Below are 22,438 nucleotides of genomic sequence, written 5' to 3'. Positions count from 1 at the left end.
CGGGGGGTGAGGACCCGGGTCCTCACCCCCCGCCGCCCTGTGCGTGAGCGTGCGTCGAGTCGGGTGTGGAGATGTCGTGCGGTCAGGCGGCCGCGTCGAAGCCGGAGTCGCTCGCCATCCGCTTCAGCTCGAGCAGCGCGTGCTTCTCGATCTGCCGGATGCGCTCCCGGGTGAGGCCGTGCTGCTTGCCCACCTCGGTGAGCGTGCGCTCCCGACCGTCCTCGATGCCGTACCGCGCGCGGATGATCGCCGCGGTGCGCTCGTCGAGACGGCCGATCAGGTCCTCCAGACCCTCGCGCCGCATCATCACCAGCACCGACTGCTCGGGCGTGGCCGCGGAGGTGTCCTCCAGCAGGTCGCCGAACTGGGTCTCGCCCTCGTCGTCGACCGACATGTTCAGACTGACGGGGTCGCGCGCCCAGTCCAGCACGTCCTGGACCCGCTCCGCGGACGAGCCGAGCTCGGCCGCGATCTCCCCGGGCTCCGGCTCACGGCCCCGCTCCCGGTTGAACTCCCGCTGCACGCGCCGGATCCGGCCGAGCTCCTCGACCAGGTGGACGGGGAGTCGGATGGTGCGCGACTGGTCGGCGATCGACCGGGTGATGGCCTGCCGAATCCACCAGGTCGCGTAAGTCGAGAACTTGAACCCCTTGGTGTAGTCGAACTTCTCCACCGCGCGGACCAGGCCCGCGTTCCCCTCCTGGATCAGGTCCAGCAGGGGGAGCCCACTCCGCGGATAGCGTCGGGCCACCGCCACGACGAGCCGCAGGTTGGAGCGGATGAAGACATCCTTGGCGCGCTCGCCGGCGGCCACCAGGGCCGCCAACTCCTCGCGCGTCGCCGAGGCCGCGGCGCCGTCGGGCGACAGCTCCTCCTCGCCGGCCAGGATGCGCTCCGCGTACAACCCGGTTTCGATCGCGAGGGACAGCTCGACCTCCTGCGCCGCGTCGAGCAGCGGCGTACGGGCTATCTCGTCGAGGTACATCCCCACCAGGTCGCGCTCGGTGGCGTCGCCGCCTCCGGAGCCACCGCCTGTGGTTGACCGAACACTGCCCGTCGCTTCGACACTGTCGTCAGTGCCCTGACGCCGGGCGACGGCACGGGTTGCCATACGTGCTCCCTTGCGAGTGATCGAACGTAAGTTCTCATGCGAGTCGGATCAGTGCGATCCATCTGCGATGCGGAGGCCCCCTTGCTCCCCGTATCCGTAACGAATCAACGACGGGAACTCGGACAGAATTCCCAAGCAGCGCATCTTTTTTCTGTGATGCGGTATCCTGCCCGGCCGCAGCTCGCTCGGACGCGTCTCTCATCCGTGAAGACGAACGGCGCGCGCCGATAGTTGCGTCTCGCCGGCCCGGATCGCCGCACGTCCCGGGTACCCGCCGCCTCGTGGGTGGAACGCGGCCACCCGAACGCGTCATCCCGCGCGCGCCCGCCCGCCCCGCAGGCCCATCGTGGACGCCAGGATCCGGGCCGATCATGGAAGGGGCGACGGGCCATGCGCCATCCGCGCAGCGCAGCCGGCGATCCGGCCGGCAGTCCGGCCGACCGTGGCATACCCCACGCACCCCGCGTACCCCGCCTGGCCCGGATACGCCGCGGCGCACAGATATGCCGGATACACCGGACGCACCGGACGCACCGGATATCCCGCCCGGCCGGGGCCGCCTCCCGCAGCCTCGCCCGGATACGCCCGCTCCCCGCCCCACGCGCCCCGCTCGCCGCCGCCGGAGCCCTCGCCCTGGTGCTGGCCACCACACCAGGCGCCCCCGCGCTCACCGGCGCCCCGCTCCCCGCCACGCCCTCGCCCGCCGCCTGCGCGCTCCCGGTCGCCGACGGGCACGAGGCACACGGCGGACTCAACGAGGCGATACCGCTACCCGCCGCCGGCGGCGCCCCCGCGTACGGGGGGCCGGACTCCGGATCCGCGGCCCCGTCCGGATACGCCCCCACCACCGGCACGGTCCTCGCCCTCACGCTCTTCATCGACTTCCCCGGCTCCGAGGCCACCCTCAGCACCCACGAGCGCTTCGCCGAGTTCTTCCCGGCCACCACCCACTACTTCGCCGACAGCTCCGGCGGCCATCTGCGGTACCAGCCCGTTCCCGTGCACCGCTGGCTGCGGATGTCCCAGCCGTTCGAGGCGTACGGCATAGACCGCGGCACCGGCTGGTACCCCGACGACCCCCAGGGCTACAACCGGCTGATGGGCGAGATCGTCGCCGCGCTCGCCGGCGAGGTGGACTTCGCCGCGTACGACCTGGTCAACGTGCTGGCGACCCCCGAGGCCGGCCCGCCGGCCACCGAGAAGGTGCTGTCCGTGACCTTCCCGGGCCGCCCCCTCGTCCCCACGCCCAGCGGCCCGCTGCGCAACGTCAGCTTCATCTGGAGCCACCAGCCGGGGGAGAGCCCGCACCGGGTCCTGGTGCACGAGAACGGCCACGCCTTCGGCCTTCCCGACCTCTACTGGACCGGCACCGGCAGCGCCCTCCCGCTCACCGGCCACTGGGACGTGATGGAGCAGGACTGGGGCCCGAGCAACGACCTGCTGGCCTGGCACAAGTGGAAGCTCGGCTGGCTCGACCTCACCGAGGTCGCCTGCGTGCGCTACGCGGGCGTCACCGAGTTCGTCGTCGGCCCCACCGACGGGGACGCCGCTGACGGGGGCGGGGACGACGGCGTCGCGCTGGTGGCCGTGCGCACCGGCGAGCACTCCGCCGTCGCCATCGAGGTCCGCGCCCCCGGCGGCCTGGACCAGGTGGTGTGCCGCCCCGGGGTGTTGGTCTCCTGGGTCAGCTCCGAGACCCCCAGCGGCTTCGGCCCCGTCCGGGTCGCCGACGCCACCCCCGACAGCGACGGCTGCCAGGACGACCCCCACCCCCAGGTCACGGCCGGCCTGACCGACGCCCCGTTCGTGCCGGGCGAGGTGTTCCGCGACGACGACGCCGGCGTCAGCGTCGAGGTGCTGGCCGCCGAACCGGACGGCGAATACCGGATCCGCGTCAGTCGTTGGTGAAGGCGTGCCCTGCCGGCACCCCGTGCCCTGTTGGTAGGTTTCCAGCGGCGTCGGCGCGCGCGGGGCCCGGGCGGCCGCCCGGAAGCGCGCCCGGCGATCGGGACAGGGGGCGGGGACCGATGCGGAGTGGACGGGACAGGGCGGGCGTCGGCCCGCCCCGCGAGGTGCGGCGGTGGATCGCGCGCCGGCGCAACACGGAACTGGCCCTCGTCGTCTTCGCCGTGCTCATCGTCACCTTCGGACACGCCTCCGCCGGCCTCGCCATGCGGGAGGAGATACCGACCGGGCTGCTCGCCCACAGCGTCGGCCTCGGCATCCTGGCGATCGTCGCCCACCTCGCGGTGCGCCGTTTCGCCCGGCACGCCGACCCGTTGATCCTCCCGATCACCGTCCTGCTCACCGGCCTCGGCCTGGTGCTGATGGACCGCCTCGATCACTCCTACGCCGAGCAGTATGGCTCCGCCCCCGTCGCCTCCGACCAGGTGATCTGGACCGTCGTCGGTGTGGGCCTGTTCGCCGTGACCCTGGTCGTGCTCCGCCACCACCGGGTGCTCCAGCGCTACACCTACCTCGGTATGGCCGTCGCGATGCTGCTGCTGATGGCGCCCGCGTTCTTCGGCGCCGACCTGTACGGCGCCAAGCGGTGGATCACCATCGGTCCGATGTCGATCCAGCCGGGCGAGTTCGTCAAGGTCATGATCGTCGTCTTCTTCGCCAGCTACCTGATGACCAACCGCGACGCCCTCGCCCTCGCCGGCCGCAGGTTCCTCGGCCTGGCCCTGCCGCGCGGCCGCAACGCCGGCCCGGTGCTGCTGGTCTGGGCGGTCAGCCTCATCGTCCTCTTCTACGAGCGCGACCTCGGCACGTCGTTGATCTTCTTCGGCGTCTTCATCGGCATGCTCTTCATCGCCACCCACCGCACCAGCTGGGCGATCCTCGGCGTGCTGATGTTCGTGGTCGGCGCGATCGCCGTCGCCGCCACCCAGCCCCACGTCAAGGGGCGCGTGCAGGCGTGGCTCGACCCCATGGTGGCGTTCCTGCCGCCGGACCAACAGCCACAGGGATTCGTCTCCCCACAGTCCGCGCAGACGCTGTTCAGCTTCGCCGCCGGCGACCTCACCGGCACCGGCCTCGGCGAGGGCCACTCGTACCTCATCGGCTTCGCTGGACGCAGCGACTTCATCCTCGCCACCGTCGGCGAGGAACTCGGCCTGGCCGGCGTCACCCTCGTGATCCTGCTGTACGCGCTGCTGATCGAGCGCGGGATGAGCACCGCGCTGCGCGCCAGCGACCCGTTCGGCAAGCTGCTGGCCGCCGGCCTGTCCATCGTGCTGGCGCTCCAGGTCTTCGTCGTCGCCGGCGGCGTCACCGGCCTGATTCCGCTCACCGGCAAGGCGCTGCCGTTTCTCGCCCAGGGCGGCTCCTCGAGCGTCGCGAACTTCCTGCTGGTCGCGCTGCTGATCAGGGTCAGCGACAGCGTGGGCAAGGCCTCCACCGAACCGGAAGGCAACGCTACGATCCTGACACCGGTGATCCGGGTCTCCGACGTCTCCTCCGAAGACCGCCCGGATCCCATCTCCGAGGGAGGACGCCCGTCATGAACCTCCGCGACGACGCCATATCCCTGGCCGACGAACTCGTTCGCCTGCGCCGCTCGCTGCACGCGACCCCCGAGGTCGGCCTCGACCTGCCGCGCACCCAGGAGACCGTGCTCGCGGCGCTCGACGGACTGCCCCTGGAGATCAGCACCGGCGAGGGCCTCAGCTCCGTCACCGCCGTGCTCCGCGGCGGCCAGCCCGGGCCGACCGTGCTGCTGCGCGGCGACATGGACGCGCTCCCGGTCGCCGAACGCACCGGGCTGCCGTTCGCCGCGCCCGGCGACCGGATGCACGCCTGCGGCCACGACCTGCACACGACAATGCTGGCCGGCGCCGCCCGGCTGCTCTCCGCGCACCGGGACCAGCTCGCCGGCGACGTGGTGTTCATGTTCCAGCCGGGCGAGGAGGGCTTCGACGGCGCGGGGCACATGCTCGCCGAGGGCGTGCTCGACGCGTCCGGGCAGCGCCCCGTCGCCGCCTACGCGCTGCACGTCACGTCGGGCATGCACGCCTCGGGCCTCTTCACCGGGCGCGGCGGGCCGCAGCTCGCCGCCTCCAACGTCCTCGACGTCACCGTCCGCGGCGCCGGCGGCCACGGCTCCCAGCCGCACAAGTCACTGGACCCGATCCCGGCGGCGTGCGAGATGGTCACCGCCCTCCAGACCTGGATCACCCGGACGTTCGACGTCTTCGACCCGGTCGTGCTGACCGTCGGCGACTTCCACGCCGGCACCCAGGCCAACATCATCCCGGACACCGCCCGCTTCACCGCCACGGTCCGCAGCTTCTCCGCCGCCAACGCCGAACGGCTCCGCACCGGTCTGGTCGCCGTCTGCGAGGGCATCGCCGCCGCGCACGGCCTGGCGGCCGACGCCCGCTTCCTCGACCAGTACCCGGTCACCGTCAACGACCACGCCGAGACCGCCTTCGCCGCCCAGACCGTCCGCGAGGCCCTCGGCGAGGAGCGCTTCGAGCCCATGGCGAACCCGATCCTCGGCGCCGAGGACTTCTCCCGGGTCATCGACGAGATCCCCGGGGCGATGGTCTTCCTCGGCGCGTGCCTCCCGGACCGGGACCCGGAGACCGCCCCCAGCAACCACTCGCCGCTCGCGGCCTTCGACGAGGCCGTCCTCCCGGACGGCACGGCCCTCTACGCCGAACTCGCCGCCCGCCGCCTCGCCGCCGCGGCCTGACGCCCTTCACCGAATCCAGCCCGGAATCACTCCCCGGGCTGGATCTCCACATGCGTCACGCCGGCGTCCGTCGCCTTGGGCAGCCGCACGGTCAGCACGCCGTCGTTGAGGCGCGCCGTGGCGGTATCGCCGTCCACGGGCCCCGGCAGCGCCGTCTGGAACTCGAACCGCCCGGTCCGCCGGGTCCGCCGATGCAGGATCCCGTCGGGGCCCTGCTCCCGCATCTCACCCGAGATCGTCAGCTCCCGCCGGCCGATCTGGACGTCGACGTCCTCACGCCCGACCCCGGGCAACTCCGCCTCCAGCACGTACGCGTCGTCCGTCTCCGTCAGATCGGCCAGCGGCGCCCAGGCCATCCGGCCCTCGGACTGCAGCAGCGACCCCATCTGGTTGAAGAACTCGTCGAACTCCCACAACGGATCGCGCGCCCACATCCCCCGCCGCCCATCCGCCACCGGCCGGTGCCGCCGTATCGGAAGGGTCATCGCTCCTACACCTCCTGCAATCGCTCAAACCACCACAATTCACCCCGTCCTTCCATCGTAGGAGCCCCACCGCACGGACGCCCACCGCCCCACATCCGCTAACCTGTCCTCGGCCCCGGCCTCCGTAGCTCAGGGGATAGAGCACCGCTCTCCTAAAGCGGGTGTCGCAGGTTCGAATCCTGCCGGGGGCACCGACAGCATCCACAGAACGGCTCGTGATCTTCCTGATCACGGGCCGTTCGGCGTGCTGGGGCATGGTCGAGATCCTTTCGGCTGCTTGGGTGATCTCCGGTAGCCGCTCCGCGGGGAGCCTGATACTCAGAGTCACGTCGTCGGTGTTCTGGTGCAGAGTGATGGTGAGTTGGGTGATCTCGTACAGGCGTCGCTGAAGCCGCTCCGGCGCCTCGGCCAGGTGAAGGGCCAGGTGGGGCAGCGCGTCCAGCAGGTCGGCGCTCTCGGTGCTGGGCCGGGCAGGCTCGGCGGCGTCGGCCGCGTCCAGCTCGGCGACAAGGGCGAGGGTGGCGCGGTGCTGGGCTTCGAGTTCGTTGTAGGTGGCCCGGAGGCCGTCAGCGAAGGGGTCGCCGGGCTCGCAGTCCTGGGCTTGGCGCAGGACGTTGCCTTGTCGGCGGGCGAGATCGGCGAGGGCGCGTTGGTGGCGATGTCGCTCGGCTTCTCGTTGTCTCGCCGCCCGGTCGTCCACGCTCTCGATCTCCCTCGCCAGCAGCTCTCGCCTGTGCGGGCCGAAGACGTGGTCGGCGTAGAAGGCGCTCACGGCCTCCAGGATGGCTTTCTCGCCCAGGTAGACCGTCTTGGGGTGTCCGGCGTAGACGTCGGGGCGGCCCCGGTTGTTGGCGCGTGGCCAGCAGACGTAGTAGGTGGTTCCGTTGCGGTGGTTGCCGGACATCCGTCGCTCGCAGGCACACCGCACCATGCCGCGGAGCACATAGGTTCGTTGGGTCTGCGGGTGCCGGTTGGGTTCGCCGCCGTCCCGTGAGCCGCGTTTGGCGTTGCGTTGCTGGTTGAGCTCGTCGTACATCCACTTGGGAATCAGTGGCTCGTGTACGGGCTCCGGTGACCACACCCACAGGGCGGGGTCGTTGTGCGCGCCGTGCTTGGAGCGGGTGGCGCGGCGGTTGAAGACCTGGTAGCCGGTGTACTTCGGGTTCCGCAGGATGTCGCTGACGGCGGACTTGCTCCACTTCCCGCGGGCTCGTTGCAGGCCGCCCGGAGGGACAGGAGGCAGGTAGTGGTCGAGGTCGGCGTTGAGGCGGTCAACGATGGTGGCGTAGCCAAGACCCTCGTAGTAGCGCCACTGCGCCATCTGCGTGACGGACTCGCCCCGGACGCCGTCGGGCTCCAGGCGGGTCTTGGTGGCGCCCTTGTCGGCCTTGGTGGGGTTCGGGTGGCGGTAGCGCCGGGCGATGTAGCCGTAGGGCGGCTTGCCGATGTTCCAGCCTTCCCGCACGTGGGTGCACAGCCCGCCCCAGGAGGTTTCCAGGGCGTTGAACACCTCGTACTCGGCCACCGACTGGTTGATGCGGCGCTGGAGGATCTGCTGGGCCCGCCCTCCATCGAGCTTGAACGGCTCGTTCCAGGCGAGCAGCGGGACCCCAGCTCGCTCCAACTCGCGCTCGACGGAGAGGTTTTCGAACATCCGACGCGCGACACGTGAGGTGCTCTCGCAGATCACCACATCGAATCGGCGGTTCGGGTGGACGGCCTCGGCCAGCAGATCGGCGATCCCACCGTCACGGGCGATGGGGATGTCGAACCGTTCGTGCCCGGAGCCCATCCCGCGCCGATCCAGTTCCATCCGACCGGACTCGACGTCGTAGAAGTGGGCCACGATCGCCCATGCCTCCGGCACTGTCTCCTTGCAGCGGTGCAACTGCCGGATGAGGGACTGGCGCGGGTCCTGCTGGTCCTCGGTGGACGTCCGGCCCACCCACGCCACGCGCACTTCACCGCGCAGCAGTGCGGTGGGAGCGCCGAACGGAGAGACCGCAAGGTCTGACAGACCCGACGGACCCGACACAGGCACCGCGGCGGGCGAGCCCGGCTTCGCATGGCCCGACCACCCCGGGGCGGGCGGATTGGCGGGCAGAGCTTCCTGCGGGCTGTCTTGGTGGGGTGTGGTCATGCAGCTCCCCTGTCATCGCGATCTTCGGGAGAGTCAGCGGCCGTGTCCTGGTGAGTGGCGGCCCAGTCGAGCAGATCCCGTATCACGGGCGCCAACGCGCCGCGTAGGCGTTCGCCTTCACCGCCGCCGATATAGGTCACGTTGCCGGTGAAATTTCGTCCGCGGCCACGTGCGTCCCTCGGATGGTAACGCCACTCTCCCTCCTCCCGATAGATCGTCGACGAATCTTCAGCGGATTCTCCATCCTCGCGCTTCGGAAAGCGGATCACATCTGCGTTGTGATCGCCTTCGCAGGGATCTTGGTCACGGCGAGCAGGGTCCACGGTGTGCCTCCCGCTCCACGTGCGCCAGCAGCTGAGGCGTACGTGTCAGCGTGTGGGTAGAGGATGCCTTCACCATAAAAGACCGCTCAGAGGGCCTGTTTTGGACAGGGGGCGTCGAATCTTCACATCTTTGTTGCCAGCACAGCCGCTGATCCGGCAGTCGCGTCCCGTTCATGCCACGCTATTGCGTAGAGAACCTGTCTCATGGCAATGAGTCGGACGCCACATCGGTAGGAGACAAGGCCTGCCTGACCTGCGACAAGGTGCTGCGTGACCTCTACCTCTCTGGGAGGTACACAGATAGGAACCCGGATCGGCGAACGGATCGGCTATGAGATCGGAAACCTGAGGCTCATCGCTCAACTCCTCGACGACCCAACCACGCGCCATCGAAGTCAACGCCCAAGCAGCCTACTTCAGAGTACCTCTCACGTACTTGAGTCTGGGTAGCCATAGGAAGGGGGACAAGGCCATCTGACCTGCGACAAGAGGCCGCTCACCCCCTACCTGTCTAGAGGGAAGGGGGGTGGGAAGCCCGTCAGGTAACCCAGCCCCCAACGGCATCGGCGGTCGATCTCCGCAAGTGCTCTTCAGTCTTAACGCTTGCACCGACTGATGAGTACCCACGCTGTGAGTCGAGTCTGTCGAACCACCCCTTGTGAAGTACTTAAGGATCGATTACGCAGCGCTTAAGACCGCACGTCGGGCGCACGTAAGGGCAACAAGGGAAGGTGCGCAACGACGGCTCAGCCCTTGACCCCACGAGCGAGGCGAACCTCCGCCCGGAACGCAGCGGAGCTCCTTAGATTTCCGTGATTCTCGTTGTTCTGCGGCCGTACCGTATTGGATCAATCTTCAGGTGACAACGGAAAGGTGACAGTATCGGCCGTCACAGGCGTCGTGACTTCAAGCATTCCAAGAACACGGTCCAGGACTCTCGGGCGAACCCATAGGCTCCCAATTCTGGGGCTTTGCTGTCGCGGACAGCGACGTGCCCATCATTCGTCATCTGCGTCTCTACGCAGTCGTTTCCGCCAGCGGTACTGTAGGTGGACTTCACCCAGCGGTCTTCCGGGAGGTCGTAACGCATACTATGCTCTCAGTTTCGTTCAAAGGATCGCATGATGGAGGAGATCAACTCCCGGGAATCTTCCGTCGATAGCGCCTGATCTCGCAGTCGGTCAGACGAGCGTCGGAACGGTTCCACATCGGAATCCTCCTCCAGGAAGAGCCTACCCCTCTCGTATTCCACGAGCACCAGATCCATTGCAGATGGCTCCTTGTACGTGAATAGATGGAAAGAGCTGGAGATGCAGTGGTACGGGCCGCGGCGGAAGGGAAGTACCTGGATGTTGAGGTGAGGTGGGTTGCGGACATCGAGAAGCTTCTGAAGCTGGCCGGCCATCACCTCCGGCCCACCGACCTCGCGGTGTAGCGCGGCCTCGTCGAGGATCCAGAACGCCTGTGGCGCGTTTGGGCGGCTGAGCACCTCTTGTCGCGTCATCCGGACCTGAACCGCCTCGTCGACGGTGGCGTTGCCCACGAGAGGAAAGGCGCGGATCATCGCCGCCGCATAGTCGGGCGTCTGGAGCAGACCAGGGATAAACGCCTGGCGGTGCTCGAAGATCACGCTGGCCGTCTGCTCCAGGTCGATCGCCTCCTGGAGGTTCGGCGGGATCAGATCGCCCCGCTTCTGCCACCATCCCTTCTTGCGCCCCTGGGCGTTGAGCTCGGTCAGCCCGGCGCGGAGCCGCTGGTCAGTGATGCCGCAGGCGTCCAGCCAGGTGCTCAGCTCCAGCTTGCTGAGGACTGCCTTGCCGGTCTCGATGCGCGAGATGCGCGACAAGTCCGTCTGGAGAATCTCCGAGACCGCCTCCCGGTCCAGTTCCTTCTCCTCGCGCACGCGCTTCAGCTCAAGGCCCAGTCGCTTGCGTCGCATCGTTGCCAGTGGCTTGGCCATGGTCTCCCCTCCCGGTGATGCCCAGCGCACAGTATCCCGCTCATCGCCCCACAGTAGCTACTCTCCGTCATGCGTGCGCTCTAGAACTGAGGTGCCATCAGCGATTCTCGCACATGTGCAACTTGAGGGGTTGTGATCCGGGTCGGGTGGGTGCATCGTAAGGCGAGGCAGCACAGGGGCCTTCGGCGGCGCCTGTGCGGCAACCGACCCCTGGCTCAGACAGGTTGCTGCCGGAGCCCGTACCGGCGTCACCTGAGCCAGCGGCAACCAGTCCGCTTCAGCCGGAGGAGCCCGTGGCCATGACCAGACTGATCCCGACGTGCGGGACGGTAATAACTGACCGCGACTGGACGGGCAGCGATGCATGAGCGCGGGTATGTCGTGGCGGTCGGACGGTACCGCCGGGAGCCGCGTTCGGTGACGCTGGCCAGGAGCCGAGCAGCGCAGGCATATACCGCGTATCCGTGGATCGACGTGCCGCTCGTGGCGCTGCTGGTGTCCGAGGCGGCGACGAACGCCGTGCTCCACGGCGAAGGCGCTGACTTCTACGTGCTCTGCCACTCGCCCTCACCGGTGGACCGCAGCGTGCAGGTGGAGGTGAGGGACAGCGGCACCGACTTCCCACGACGGCGGCAGGCGACCGAACTGGACGAGGGAGGCCGGGGACTCGCGCTACTGGACATGTTGGCCGCCGGGTGGCGAGCCGAGCGGACCACCGACGGAAAGACTCTGATTTTCACCTTGGGGGGCAACACATGCCTGGCTTGACCCTCACGTTACTCAGCGACGCGGAGTTGCAAGCCGCTGACCATCCGGAGTTGACTGTTCTGCTGGCGGTCGAGGGCATCACTCACGATCCGACCGGCCGCCGGCCTCCGGAACGCCTTGAGGTACGACTGTCGCCGAAGGCACTGAGGAACCTGTACATGCAGATTCGCGCGGTGCAGAAGGCCCAGGTCGTCCAGGCCCGGGCACGGGCCGAGCAGGAGACCCAACGCGAACGTGCCCGCGCGGCCGAGGTCGCGACCGACGGCTCCCGCGCCGACACTGGCACGCTCCGGCGCGTGGTGATGGCCCTGAAAGACAAGCCGCCCGACCACGTCATGATCCGGACTTCCTCGCCGCCACCCGAGGCGGTAACGGTCCGAGTGGCAAGGCCCGCTGCCGGCTCGGTGGAAGAGGCGGTCGCGGAGGACGCGTGGGGAGAGGAACCCATCTCATCTCCCATGCCACGGGCCGAGGAGACCCCTCTCCCCGCGCGAGTGACATCACCGCTGACCCTTCCGAGTCGGATGCCGGAGCGGCCAGCAACGACGCAACACACACCCAAGGAGACAGCCAGGGTTCTGACAAGGACCTCAGTAGTGATTGGTGGTGAATCGGTCGTCGATATGACAGACGGGAAACGCGAATGGTGCGAAGATGCTCTCGCCAGGATCCCGTTTCCTAGCGCGCCGGAGTTATTGAAGCCGCTGAACCGGCTCCACGCAGTCAACAGCCGCCAATGGGAGGCCGAGGATCGGGTGCGGCGAGTTGCGGACGGTGATATTCCGTCCATCAAGCGGGAGATCGACGAACTCAACAGTCTTCGCCACAAACTCATCGAGCAGGTGGATCGAATCCTCGACGGGGCGTGGGATGCGAATGAAGATGTTCCTCCTCTTACGGAGTCAATCGGCTCTGCACTCGACCGCCTCTCGGTGCTGACGCTTCGGATAGTGCATACCGAGCGACTGGTCGGCGATGACGCTCGCGCCGTGGAGCGCGCCGCGATTCTGTGTCGTCAACGTGATGACCTGGTGTGGTCTATCGAGGTCGCTTGCGACGATCTTATATCCGGCCGACGACGTACGCCCCGGCCGGAACGTATGAAACTCTATGGCACGCCAAGGGAATGAACACTGTTAGTTACTCCTAAGCCCATTGGAGGCTGTGATGACACCTGATTTCTCCACGAACCGGGACGCTTTCACTTATTGGCGTGACGGCTTATTTCTTCGTTCCGACGGAAGCAACGCCGATACGCTGGTCGAGCTCATCCGACGCGCCCTCAACGAGGCGCTGAGCCAACAGGGTGCAGGGCCGGTCTATCCGCGCCGATGCGACGATGACGGGTACTCACCAGACAGCGATGGACATCTGCTTGAAGGGCCTGTCGCGTCGGAGATAGTGCTCGGCCAGCTGCGACGGTGGCTCGCTGGGTCGGTGAAGGTGCACCACCACATGTTCGCCAAGAACATCGTTCAACCACCGTCGTTCGTCAACCTGGCAGCCCTGTGCGCGGTGTCGTTGTTCATGCCGAACGGCGTCACCGGGGAAGATGCGGGGGAGACCCTTTCCGCTGAGCTGTCCTGTGCTCGGGCGCTGGCACGGTTGGCGGGGTACGACCCGGACCGGGCAGGTGGTCTGTTCACGTTCGGCGGCACTGCGACCAACCTGTACGCGATCAACGTCGGGATTTCCAAAGCGCAGCCTGACCACGCCGAGCGCGGGATCGATCCTGGGGCCGTCGTCGTCGGTTCCTGGCCGGCACACTATTCTCAGAAATCCGCGTGCGCGTGGCTTGGGATCGGCACCCAGAACTACGTAGCCGCTGCGTCGCTGCCTGATCAGACGACAGACCTGCAGTCGATGGAAGCAGCATGTCGCGAAGTTTTGGCACGCGGAGACCGACTTGTGTGCATCATGGGCGCGGGCGGGACGACCTCCAATATGGCTGTGGATGACTTCGTCGAGATCGCTGCGATGCGGGATCGGCTGGCGGCCGAATATCGGTTAGATTACATGCCTCATGTGCACGCGGACACGGTTGTCGGGTGGGCCTACCTCTGCTTCCTTGATTACGACCTGTCTCGCAATCCCCTCGGGTTCAGTCCAGCTGTGGTGGCCAAGCTCTCGCTGCTGATCGAACGCCTGAGAACCGTACGGCACGCTGACTCATTCGGTAGCGACTTCCACAAGACCGGCTACGCGCCGTACACGTCAAGCATGATCGTCATGCGGGACAGCCGAGATTTCTCGCGGCTGCGTCGCAGCGGCGGAGTCATGACGCCACTCTTCCATGACAAGGACGCCTACAATCCGGGAACCTTCACACTGGAGACGTCCAGGTCGGCGGCGAACATGGTCGCGACCTGGCTCGGCCTGCAGGCACTGGGAAAACAGGGAATGCGGCAACTACTTGGTCATGCACTTGAGACAGCCGAAACCCTGCGTCGCCACATTGACGTCCTCGGATCCGGCGACGCGACTGCCATCAACAAGGTTTCCTATGGGCCGGACGTGTTCGTTCGCTGTTATCCACCGGATGACAAAGCTGCTATCGGGGAGGACTTCAGCGACACCATCGCGGTCCGCCGGATCAACCAGTACACGTCAGACCTGTTCGCGTGGCTTTCGCGTCAACGTGTGCCGGAGGCCGATCAGATCGCGGTGAGTAAGACCTCTGCGGCGTTCTACACGCCGGATGGCGAGCCGGTCGGGGCTCTGCGGCTTTACTCCCTCAATCCATATTTCTCCGATACTCATGCCAGAGAACTGGTCATGCGCCTACTCAAGAGCAAGAGGCAGTTCGACGCCGTACATCCGGCCACAGCTGCATACGAGGGCGAGGGCACCCCATGAGCCGACCATCGATCAGGGGACGAGAAGAGCTGCCGACGCGGTTCTCCGTAGCCGACCTCTCTGTTCGCGATTGCGTCGAGTTGGTGGCTGGTCTGGCCAGCTACGCCCGGAAGACCGGACTCACCCACGTCGAGGTGACCGGACCATCAATGATCGGTGACCTCATCGATGAATTCGGCTTCGACGAGGTGCACTTTGTCGAGGCCCACGAGGAGTCCGCGGTAGATATTGCGGCGGCGCCGCAGACGTGGCGCTGCGGGCAACGTGGGCTGCGCTGCCTGAGCGACCAGCTGGTCGACACGGTCGGTGCTCTGTCACACGAAGGCACCCCTCCGTCAACGCTCCTCGACGGAGCCATGATGCTCTTCACCGTGCACAATCGCCTCGGTGATGCGCTGAGCATCGTCACTGGGCTGGAGCACTACTGCCGCGACAACGGCGTGGCGTCCGTTGTCGTCACCGGATCGCACGCCCTGGCTGGGGTCGTTGAGACTTTCGCATGCGAGCGGGTGAGCTATGTCGCTTCAACGTGCGAAGCGATCAGTGGCGACGCGATCTTCGCCCGATCTTCATGGAGCCTCCCCTGGCTTGACCGGTTCAATCACGCTGTCACCGACGCCCACGGGGGGCGAGCTCACTATCGAATACCACCACTTCCCCTTCGTGAGGAACCAGCGCCCGGTGCCCAGGAGGACGTGGTCTACTGCCAGTTCGACGCGCGTTCCACGACTCCACCGCCACGAGACCTCGCCCGACGGCTCCTGCGCCAGGTCTCCGCACACGGTGATGTCCGGGTCCTCGGCGGTCCTGACACCGCGGAGTACCTTGGCCCCGGCCTGACCTACGTACGGGCCGACCTTGTCGAGATGGTCGCCCGTCTGCGGTCATGTCGTCTCTTCGTGGGATGTGACAGCGGCTTGGGCCACCTCGCGGGGTGTCTCGGTGTGCCTGGCCTGATCATCGCCACCGACGATTTCGAGACGACCTGGTCGTTCTTTCGAGGCTACGCCAGCCTGAGTGTCATCCCTCTCGCGGCAACGGAACTGCTCCTGCAATGAGACCTCCGACCCAGCAGGACGTCCTGTGGGCGGTCGCTCGCTGCCTCCAGCAGGAAGCCGTGGCCGCGGGCCGCATCCCCATGGGCCGCAGTCACTTCGTGTTCGCGGTGGAGTTGGCGTCCGGCGAGGCCGTGATCGTCCGGATCACGCGACCGGACCGCGCCGAATGCTTCGCGGGATTCGCGTACTGGCGGACTGAGCTCGCCCGGGTGGGCGTTCCCGTGCCCCGCGTGCTCGCCATGGACCTGTCTGGAACGGCACTGCCCTGGCCGATCATGCTCCTTGAGCGAGCCGCAGGGGATGATCTCTGCAACGTCTACGCCGGCCTCACGGCCGCCGAGAAGCGGACCGTTGCCGACGACCTGATCGACATCCATCACCGCGTGAGCGGCCTCCCATCTGGTCCTGGATACGGCGGCGTCGCCACGTACACCGACCATCGCTGCCACTCCCGCTGGTCGGACGTACTCTGGGAGTACGTCACCGGCGCGGTAGCTCACATGCCACCTGCTCAGCGGCACCGGTCAGCCATCGAAAAAGTCCGCAGAACCCTTCGCGAACTTCACCCCGAGTTCGAGCGCATCGCTCCATCGCCCTACCTGATCGACGCCACTCACCAGAACGTACTGGTGAACCACGGCAGGGTCGCGGCGATCGTCGACCTGGACGAGCTCGGATTCGGTGACGCGCTGTACCCACTCGGGGTCGCCCGCGCTGGCCTGCTGGCCCGTGGGCCCGAGGCGTACTGCATCGAACGTGTTGCCGCGCCGCTGTGCGTTGGCCGCTTTCGACGGCGCCTGTTCGACCTGTACTCAGCGATCGCATGCCTCAAGATGCTCGCCCCCAGCCCCTTCAGCGTCACCGGCCCACCCTCGGCTGACAGCCAGATCGCCTCACGGCTCTGGAACCTGCTGGATACCTTCGCCACCGCCGCGGCCTGCCAGGAGTAACGCCATGCCAGGCATCCTCTTCGTGAACATCGACGACTTCACCCGCGAGGGCTTCACCAACGGCCTGTTCCTCCAAGTCCGCGAGCTGCTCAAACGCGTCATCGGCCGCGGCCATCCAGCCAGCCTCGCCTGTATCGCCGAGCGTAGGAACCCCGAAACCGAACGGAGAACCCAAACGGTCCAGGGCTGCATCGTCCACGAAGTCTTCGTCGATGCCCCGGCGCAAGCGAGCGCGTACCGGCGTGCTCTTCGGGATCTCCTCAACGACCTGGACCCCGACGTGATCCTGCTGAACTCGTGCGCTGTCCGCCTCAAGGAAGCGCATCCAGCCGTGCTGGAAGCATGCCTTGCGAGTGGCCGGCGGGTAGCGGTGCTCGTGACCGACCAGCTCTTCCCCACAAGCCGCGATCACTCCAGCGACGAGATCGGGCGCTACTACGACCTCATGCGGCAGGCCAGCGTGCACGCGGTCAGCCAGACCATCGCCGATGCCCTTCGCCACCAGGTCCGTGTGCCGGCGCGGGTACTCCCCAACCTCCTACCTGAGCGGCGAGTCAACCCGGCGCCCCCCGGCACGGCGGGTCGGTTCCTGACCTTAATCAACCACCACCCAATCAAGGGCCGACGCGTCTGGGACGCGCTCATTCGTCAGCGACCCGACGACGCCTATCTCGTCGTGGAGACCTGGCCCGACGTCCCGCCCTACGCGCCCCCCTCACCGACCGTCCACATGGCCCCCTTCACCCCGGATCCCAGCACGATCTACAACCGCACCAGGATTCTGCTGATACCGTCCCTCGGCCCGGAAGGCCTACCGCGGGTTGCGCTCGAAGCAATGGAGTCAGGAGTACCCGTCGTGGCTCATCGCATAGGCAGCCTGTCCGAACTGGGAAACGCCGCGATGTTCGTCTCCCCGCCACCGATCGCTGGCTATGAGCTCGACGAGGCCGGCGTGCTACATCCCGTGGTCTCTCCGACCGACCTCAAGCGAGCCGCGCGAGACCTCGAGCGGGCGATCGACACGATCGATCACGACCCGACATTCAGGACTCGACTGGTGTCTCAGGGCGAAGCGTTTGTGCGTGACTACCGCCATCAGGGCGAAACTGTCACCGGGCGACTACTCAACGCATGGTTCGGGACTGCGTGAGTCAGGTCACTCCAGCGTGCGGGCGATCTGGTCGAGCCTCCTCGGTGCAAGCCGCCGAGCAGCACAAACGCTGCCGCTGGCTGGAGCACTACTACACTAGTCGCCAGACTGACACATGCCACTCAAGGAGACACAGACCGTGACGGCCATCGTCGACGAGTTCGAGTGGCGCGGGCTGATCGCCCATGCCACTGACGAGGACGCATTGCGCAAGGCTCTCGCGGACGGCCCTGTCACGTTCTATTGCGGCTTTGACCCCACCGCGCCCAGCCTGCACGTCGGCCACCTCGTACAGGTGCTCACCCTCCGCCGACTCCAGCAGGCCGGGCACCGCCCCCTGGCCCTCGTGGGCGGTGCAACCGGCCACATCGGCGATCCCCGGCCGACCGCCGAGCGCACCCTGAACGATCCCGAGATCATCGCCGGGTGGGTGAACCGGCTGCGCGCGCAGATCGAGCCGTACCTCTCCTTCGAGGGCGACAACGCGGCGACCATGGTCAACAACATGGACTGGACCACGGGCCTGTCCGTGATCGAGTTCCTACGGGACGTCGGCAAGCACTTCCGGGTCAACAAAATGCTCACCAAGGACTCCGTCGCCCAGCGCCTAGCGTCTGACCAGGGCATCAGCTACACGGAATTCAGTTACCAGTTGCTGCAGGCAATGGACTTCCTTCAGCTGTACCGGCGGTACGGCTGCACCCTCCAGACTGGCGGCAGTGACCAGTGGGGCAACCTCACAGCCGGTCTGGATCTGATCCACCGCTTGGAGCCGCACGCCGAGGTGCACGCGCTCGCGACGCCACTGATGACGAAGTCGGACGGCACCAAGTTCGGCAAGACGGAGACCGGCACGCTCTGGCTCGATCCGGAGATGACCACGCCGTACGCGTTCTACCAGTTCTGGCTGAACACGGACGACCGGGACATCCCGCGGTACCTGCGCATCCTCTCCTTCAAGTCCCGCGAAGAGCTGGAGGAGCTGGAAAAGGCGACCGAGGATCGACCTCAAGCCCGTACCGCGCAGCGTGCGCTCGCCGAGGAGCTGACCACGCTGGTGCATGGCTCCGACCAGTGCGCCGCCGTGATCGCCGCGTCGAAGGCGCTGTTCGGGCAGGGCGATCTCGTCGACCTCGACGAGGCGACGCTGGCCGCCGCGGTTTCCGAGTTGCCGCACGCCCAGGTGAGCGAGCTTGGCCTGATCACCGATCTGTTCGCGGAGGTGGGCCTGGTGCCGAGCAAGTCGGCCGCCCGCCGCACCGTGAAGGAGGGCGGCGCCTACGTCAACAACGTGAAGGTGACCGCCGAGGACGCGGTGGCCACGGCCGACGAGCTGTTGCACGGACGCTGGCTGGTGCTGCGCAGGGGCAAGAGAAACCTGGCGGTCATCGAGGTCACCGGAGCCTGAAGCGGACCGGGAGACGGAACTCAGCCCCTGAACGGGAGGACTAAGTTCCGTCAGATGAGGAATCCTGCTGTGGTCTTCTTGGGCAGGACTATCTGAGTCCCCTGGGCTTCAAGGTCCAGGATCTCGGTGGGCGGTGCGCCCCAGGCGACCCGCCCCCGAAGCGCATCCGGGATCGATCATGTGGATGTCGGCGCGCTAAGCGGGTCATCGCACTATCAGTCACTCACCGAGTTCGGCAGGTAGGAGGGAGCCCAACTCGGGTGACCCGTAGGTCAGGAAGACCAGGTCGCTGTCGCTGCTGGTGTCCCAGACATCGCGGTCGAATGTCACGGGGACCGAGGCCGTGGCCGGCTGACCCAAATAGCACTCGACGGACGTTGCACCGTCGGACCGTCCGAAGGACACGCGGGCGTCGGCACGCGGACGGAGGAGGCTGTAGATACCGGGGCGTCCGTCGTCTGGGGTCAGCCAGTGGCCTGAGAGAAGGTTGTTCGTAAGCTTGGTGGCAAGGTCTGCCGGAGTGATGTCTCCGGTCAGCTCCGGCGGGGCCTTGATGGGGATGGCGTTCTCGGGGGTGCCGAGGTCGTCGGTGGTGACAGGTTGGTTGTTGATGTCGTCGATCTGGGTCCGGATGCCGGCGATCTCGCTGGCGATGACCTCGTCACTGAGGTTTGCGGCGAGGACGAGGTCTTCGATGACCTTCTCGACGGTGCCGAGGACCGGGGCGGCACCGCCGAGGATGTTGGTGAAGTCGTCGTAATCTTGTTTGATGCCCTTGTAGACCTGTTCCTCGACGGTGTCTTCGTAAAAGTAGTTGCTGATCTGGAGGCGCTTGTAGGAGGCGCCGATGCGGTCGATACGGCCGATGCGCTGCTCGACGCGCATCAGGTTCCAGGGCATGTCGTAGTTGATGAGGCGACCCGAGGTCTGCAGGTTGAGGCCCTCGCTCATCGAGTCGGTGCCGATCAAGACCTCGATGTCACCGTTGCGGAATCGGCTCTTGATCTCGGCCTTGGTGACCGGGCTCCACTCCTCTGCCACGGAATCGTAGATCTCGCCGCCGCGGCCGGAGTAGCAGCCGAGCCGGTAGTAGCCGGCGGCGAGGAGGCGCTCGCGGACGTAGTCCATGGTGTCGGTGTACTGAGTGAAGACCAGCGCGGAGTCGTACGTTTTGAATGACTCGGCCAGGTCCTCGACGAGCTTCTTGGCCTTGGTGTCCTCACCGGTGATATCGCCGAGGTCGTTGAGGAAGGAGCGGAGCTCGCCGAGTTCCTTCTTGAGGCGGTCGGCACGGACATCGAAGGTCTCGGGGTCGAAGAGAGAGTTTTCCAGGTCGACGCCGTCATCGTCGGTGAGGAGATCAGCCAGGCTCTTGCCCTGCTCGAGTACGTCGAGACGGCGTTGCAGGGACTGTTTGATCGCTTCGAAGGATGAGGTCAGCCGGCGCCGGTAGACGGTCATGATGAAACCGAGAGCCTTGGTGGCCTTGTCGGACTTGTAGGCGTTGTAGTGGCGGCGGATGTATTCCTCTATGCGGTCATACAGCTTCCGCTCGTTCGGCGCCAGGGCGATGAACTCGTCGGTGACGTGCCGGTACGGGATGACGATCGAGTCAGGGATGATGCCGGCCCTCTGGTAGTCCCGCATGGTCTTGCGGGTGTTGCGGAAAACACGATCGCGTATCGGAGTGTGGCGGCGAGCCCACTTGTCCATCCACTCGGATGTGGCGTTGGGGAACTGCGTCCTCAGTTCAGGAGAGGGTGGGTTGCCGGCCATCCCGGTCACCGTCAACGCTTCGGCCCATCCGAGTGCGTCGTCGACCTGCTGCTCCAGCTCGTAGTCACGTTCGGCGAGTGGGTCGGAGAAATAGTCCTCCAGCATGTCGCAGATGAGTTTCCAGCCGCGCCTCTCGGGCGGGTCGCCGAGGCAGGTGAAGTACTGCGTGAAGAAGAAGGCCCGTTCGCCCCACTTGCCCGGCAACCCGAGGAGCTCGATGAGGTCCCACGCCTCGTGGGGGTGCATCTGCATCGGGGTCGCCGAAGCGAGGTAGAGCGCATGCCACAGGCCGCCCTTCTTCATCTCCTGGAGCAGCGCGAGCAGCGAGTTGGGAGTGTCGGTCGCCTTGGAGCCGCGGCGGCGGGCGTGGTGGGCCTCATCAACGAGGACGACATCCCACGGTCCGGCGTCGAGGATCGCGGTACGACGGGCGCGGCGGCGAGCTAGGTGGGAGGAGGCGAGCACGATCGGGAAGGCCGACCACGGGTTCGCCTTCAGGTCGGTCGCGATGGGCCGGTCGAACCGGTCGACGAAGCCACCCCTGTCGTAGCGGGCGACATCGAGGTTCATCTTCTCGTGCAGCTCTTCCTGCCATTGCTTCATCACCGAGGCAGGCACCAGGAGCAGGGCCTTCTTCGCCCGGCCGGAGGTGAACAACTCGCGTAGCACCATGCCTGCCTCGACGGTCTTGCCGAGACCGACCTCGTCGGCGAAGAGGTAGCCGCGCGGGTACGTCGATACCACCCGGTGGATCAGCTCCGCCTGGTGCGGCAGCGGCTGAGCCCAAGCCGTGCCCACGCCGGTCCATGCCGACTGCTTGGGTGCGTCCCGGAGGGCGACCAGCTCGTCCCAGGCCGCCTGAAAATCCTCGTCCACGTCGACGGGCGGTACCCCGTGATCGGCCTCCCAGGGCCTCGGTTGCGGCACTGGCGCGTTGAAGGGGGCCGGCGGAGCGTCGGGAGCGTGCGCTATCAGGTGTTCCCGGACGGCGGTGGGCAGGTCGATGATCGCCCAGCCCTCGTCGGGGTTGGCACGCCAGTGCCGCTCGAAGGCTCGCTCCTTGGGCTCGCCGTAGTCCTCCCAGGACTCGGTACGCCAGGATCGGTAGGCGTCGAAGGTCTCGTGATTCTTCACCCATGCGGTGACCGAGGCGTTGTTCGAGCCGCTGAATGCCACCTTCTGGCCGTAGCGGTCCGTGAATATGCCGTATTTGGTGTGGAAGTAACGCCCCGACTCGTGGTGGGTGAGAAGGCGGCCCTGTTTGTCGACCGGGATGCCGACCCGGATGTGGAGCCGGTCGTTGGCGACCATCCAGGCCAGCACGCTGAGGTGCTCGCTCCGTACGATCTTCGCGCCCGCCAGGCCAGGATCAGTCAGTAGACGCTCGGCGACCACCTCGTCGAGCGGGGTGCCGGAGAGCACCGCGTCGACGTCCTTCTTGGCGAGCTGAGCACCGACGATGAGTCTCATCACGCCGCCACCGGCGATGAAGTATGCCGTGCCCTGCGCGGCAAACTGCAGCTCTGCCCCGGACCAGTACCCGACCGCGCGGTCGTAGGCAACGGCTCGGGAGAGCAGCGGCTCGTAGAAGGTCTCGAACGGCGCGTCGTCGGGCGAGTACATCGCCTTCAGCGGCACGCTGCGAAACGAGCCATCGGCCGTGGCGGGGTTGTGGTCAAAAAGACCATCCTGCGCCGGCGCCGAAGGCTTGGTGGCGGCACCGGGAAACATTGCATCGTCGGGCTCGGCCAACT

The 22,438-nt window shown here is 66.8% G+C and carries 19 protein-coding genes and 1 tRNA gene; 14 read left to right on the top strand and 6 right to left on the bottom strand.

What is annotated here, in order from left to right; all coding sequences use genetic code 11:
• Positions 1 to 82: 82 nt before the first annotated feature.
• Entirely contained in the window at positions 83 to 1,111 is a 1,029-nt protein-coding gene (locus tag ABGB06_RS37180; protein WP_347599307.1) for a sigma-70 family RNA polymerase sigma factor, read from the bottom strand.
• A gap of 390 nt (positions 1,112 to 1,501) precedes the next feature.
• On the opposite strand from ABGB06_RS37180, the gene ABGB06_RS37175 reads away from it, so the two are divergent.
• The 3 genes from ABGB06_RS37175 (at position 1,502) to ABGB06_RS37165 (ending at position 5,810) form a co-directional block, all read left to right on the top strand.
• On the top strand, positions 1,502 to 3,019 hold the full coding sequence (locus tag ABGB06_RS37175) for a M6 family metalloprotease domain-containing protein (protein ID WP_347599304.1): 1,518 nt from the start codon (positions 1,502 to 1,504) through the stop codon (positions 3,017 to 3,019).
• Between the two features lie 119 nt (positions 3,020 to 3,138).
• Positions 3,139 to 4,620, top strand: a complete 1,482-nt coding sequence (locus ABGB06_RS37170; protein ID WP_347599301.1) for an FtsW/RodA/SpoVE family cell cycle protein — start codon at positions 3,139 to 3,141, stop codon at positions 4,618 to 4,620.
• A complete protein-coding gene (locus ABGB06_RS37165; RefSeq protein WP_347599299.1) occupies positions 4,617 to 5,810 on the top strand; it encodes a M20 family metallopeptidase in 1,194 nt (397 codons plus the stop codon). The genes ABGB06_RS37170 and ABGB06_RS37165 overlap by 4 nt, the downstream gene beginning before the upstream one ends.
• A 26-nt stretch (positions 5,811 to 5,836) precedes the next feature.
• Here ABGB06_RS37165 and ABGB06_RS37160 read toward each other — a convergent pair whose 3' ends face one another.
• Positions 5,837 to 6,295 carry an Hsp20/alpha crystallin family protein gene (locus tag ABGB06_RS37160; protein WP_347599296.1) on the bottom strand — a complete coding sequence of 153 codons (459 nt, stop codon included), beginning with the start codon at positions 6,293 to 6,295 and terminating at the stop codon, positions 5,837 to 5,839.
• A gap of 118 nt (positions 6,296 to 6,413) precedes the next feature.
• Between ABGB06_RS37160 and ABGB06_RS37155 the strand changes: the two genes are divergently transcribed.
• The 4 genes from ABGB06_RS37155 to ABGB06_RS37140 all read left to right on the top strand — a co-directional run bounded on the left by ABGB06_RS37155 (position 6,414) and on the right by ABGB06_RS37140 (position 8,309).
• A tRNA-Arg gene (locus ABGB06_RS37155) sits at positions 6,414 to 6,486 on the top strand.
• A 170-nt stretch (positions 6,487 to 6,656) separates the two neighbouring features.
• Positions 6,657 to 7,289 (top strand): hypothetical protein, encoded by a 633-nt coding sequence (locus ABGB06_RS37150; RefSeq protein ID WP_347599294.1) that lies wholly within the window; start codon positions 6,657 to 6,659, stop codon positions 7,287 to 7,289.
• Between the two features lie 252 nt (positions 7,290 to 7,541).
• Positions 7,542 to 7,967: a hypothetical protein gene (locus ABGB06_RS37145; RefSeq protein WP_347599291.1), complete on the top strand. Its 426-nt coding sequence runs from the start codon at positions 7,542 to 7,544 to the stop codon at positions 7,965 to 7,967.
• Between the two features lie 39 nt (positions 7,968 to 8,006).
• A complete protein-coding gene (locus ABGB06_RS37140) occupies positions 8,007 to 8,309 on the top strand; it encodes a hypothetical protein (RefSeq protein ID WP_347599288.1) in 303 nt (100 codons plus the stop codon).
• Positions 8,310 to 8,431: 122 nt separating this feature from the next.
• Here the strand turns inward: ABGB06_RS37140 and ABGB06_RS37135 are convergent, their stop codons facing one another.
• From ABGB06_RS37135 to ABGB06_RS37125, 3 genes are all read right to left on the bottom strand, one after another.
• Complete coding sequence (locus ABGB06_RS37135; RefSeq protein ID WP_347599285.1) at positions 8,432 to 8,758, bottom strand: hypothetical protein; 327 nt, start codon at positions 8,756 to 8,758, stop codon at positions 8,432 to 8,434.
• An 889-nt stretch (positions 8,759 to 9,647) separates the two neighbouring features.
• The gene (locus tag ABGB06_RS37130) at positions 9,648 to 9,848 is read right to left on the bottom strand and encodes a DUF397 domain-containing protein (RefSeq protein WP_347599283.1); all 201 of its coding nucleotides are present in this window, start codon (positions 9,846 to 9,848) and stop codon (positions 9,648 to 9,650) included.
• A gap of 9 nt (positions 9,849 to 9,857) precedes the next feature.
• Positions 9,858 to 10,718, bottom strand: a complete 861-nt coding sequence (locus tag ABGB06_RS37125) for a helix-turn-helix transcriptional regulator (protein ID WP_347599280.1) — start codon at positions 10,716 to 10,718, stop codon at positions 9,858 to 9,860.
• Positions 10,719 to 11,135: 417 nt separating this feature from the next.
• Here ABGB06_RS37125 and ABGB06_RS37120 point away from each other — a divergent pair, with 417 nt between their 5' ends.
• The 7 genes from ABGB06_RS37120 (at position 11,136) to tyrS (ending at position 18,908) form a co-directional block, all read left to right on the top strand.
• On the top strand, positions 11,136 to 11,486 hold the full coding sequence (locus ABGB06_RS37120) for an ATP-binding protein (protein WP_347599277.1): 351 nt from the start codon (positions 11,136 to 11,138) through the stop codon (positions 11,484 to 11,486).
• Entirely contained in the window at positions 11,483 to 12,616 is a 1,134-nt protein-coding gene (locus tag ABGB06_RS37115; RefSeq protein ID WP_347599275.1) for a DUF4254 domain-containing protein, read from the top strand. Before ABGB06_RS37120 ends, ABGB06_RS37115 begins: the two co-directional genes overlap by 4 nt.
• 37 nt (positions 12,617 to 12,653) lie before the next feature.
• A complete protein-coding gene (locus ABGB06_RS37110; protein ID WP_347599272.1) occupies positions 12,654 to 14,342 on the top strand; it encodes a pyridoxal-dependent decarboxylase in 1,689 nt (562 codons plus the stop codon).
• Positions 14,339 to 15,400 (top strand): glycosyltransferase family 9 protein, encoded by a 1,062-nt coding sequence (locus ABGB06_RS37105; RefSeq protein ID WP_347599269.1) that lies wholly within the window; start codon positions 14,339 to 14,341, stop codon positions 15,398 to 15,400. Before ABGB06_RS37110 ends, ABGB06_RS37105 begins: the two co-directional genes overlap by 4 nt.
• Entirely contained in the window at positions 15,397 to 16,350 is a 954-nt protein-coding gene (locus ABGB06_RS37100; protein WP_347599266.1) for an aminoglycoside phosphotransferase family protein, read from the top strand. Before ABGB06_RS37105 ends, ABGB06_RS37100 begins: the two co-directional genes overlap by 4 nt.
• A gap of 4 nt (positions 16,351 to 16,354) precedes the next feature.
• A complete protein-coding gene (locus tag ABGB06_RS37095; protein WP_347599263.1) occupies positions 16,355 to 17,500 on the top strand; it encodes a glycosyltransferase in 1,146 nt (381 codons plus the stop codon).
• Positions 17,501 to 17,639: 139 nt separating this feature from the next.
• Positions 17,640 to 18,908 carry a tyrosine--tRNA ligase gene (gene tyrS / locus ABGB06_RS37090; protein WP_347599260.1) on the top strand — a complete coding sequence of 423 codons (1,269 nt, stop codon included), beginning with the start codon at positions 17,640 to 17,642 and terminating at the stop codon, positions 18,906 to 18,908.
• A 219-nt stretch (positions 18,909 to 19,127) separates the two neighbouring features.
• On the opposite strand, the gene ABGB06_RS37085 is transcribed toward tyrS, so the two are convergent.
• Positions 19,128 to 22,436: a helicase-related protein gene (locus tag ABGB06_RS37085; RefSeq protein ID WP_347599258.1), complete on the bottom strand. Its 3,309-nt coding sequence runs from the start codon at positions 22,434 to 22,436 to the stop codon at positions 19,128 to 19,130.
• Between the last annotated feature and the right edge of the window lie 2 nt (positions 22,437 to 22,438).

It is taken from the genome of Streptomyces sp. B6B3, assembly GCF_039871525.1.
In the GTDB taxonomy this organism is placed as follows: Bacteria; Actinomycetota; Actinomycetes; order Streptomycetales; family Streptomycetaceae; genus Streptomyces.
Note: the sequence above shows the minus strand (reverse complement) of the source record. Positions and strands in the feature narration are given on the sequence as shown.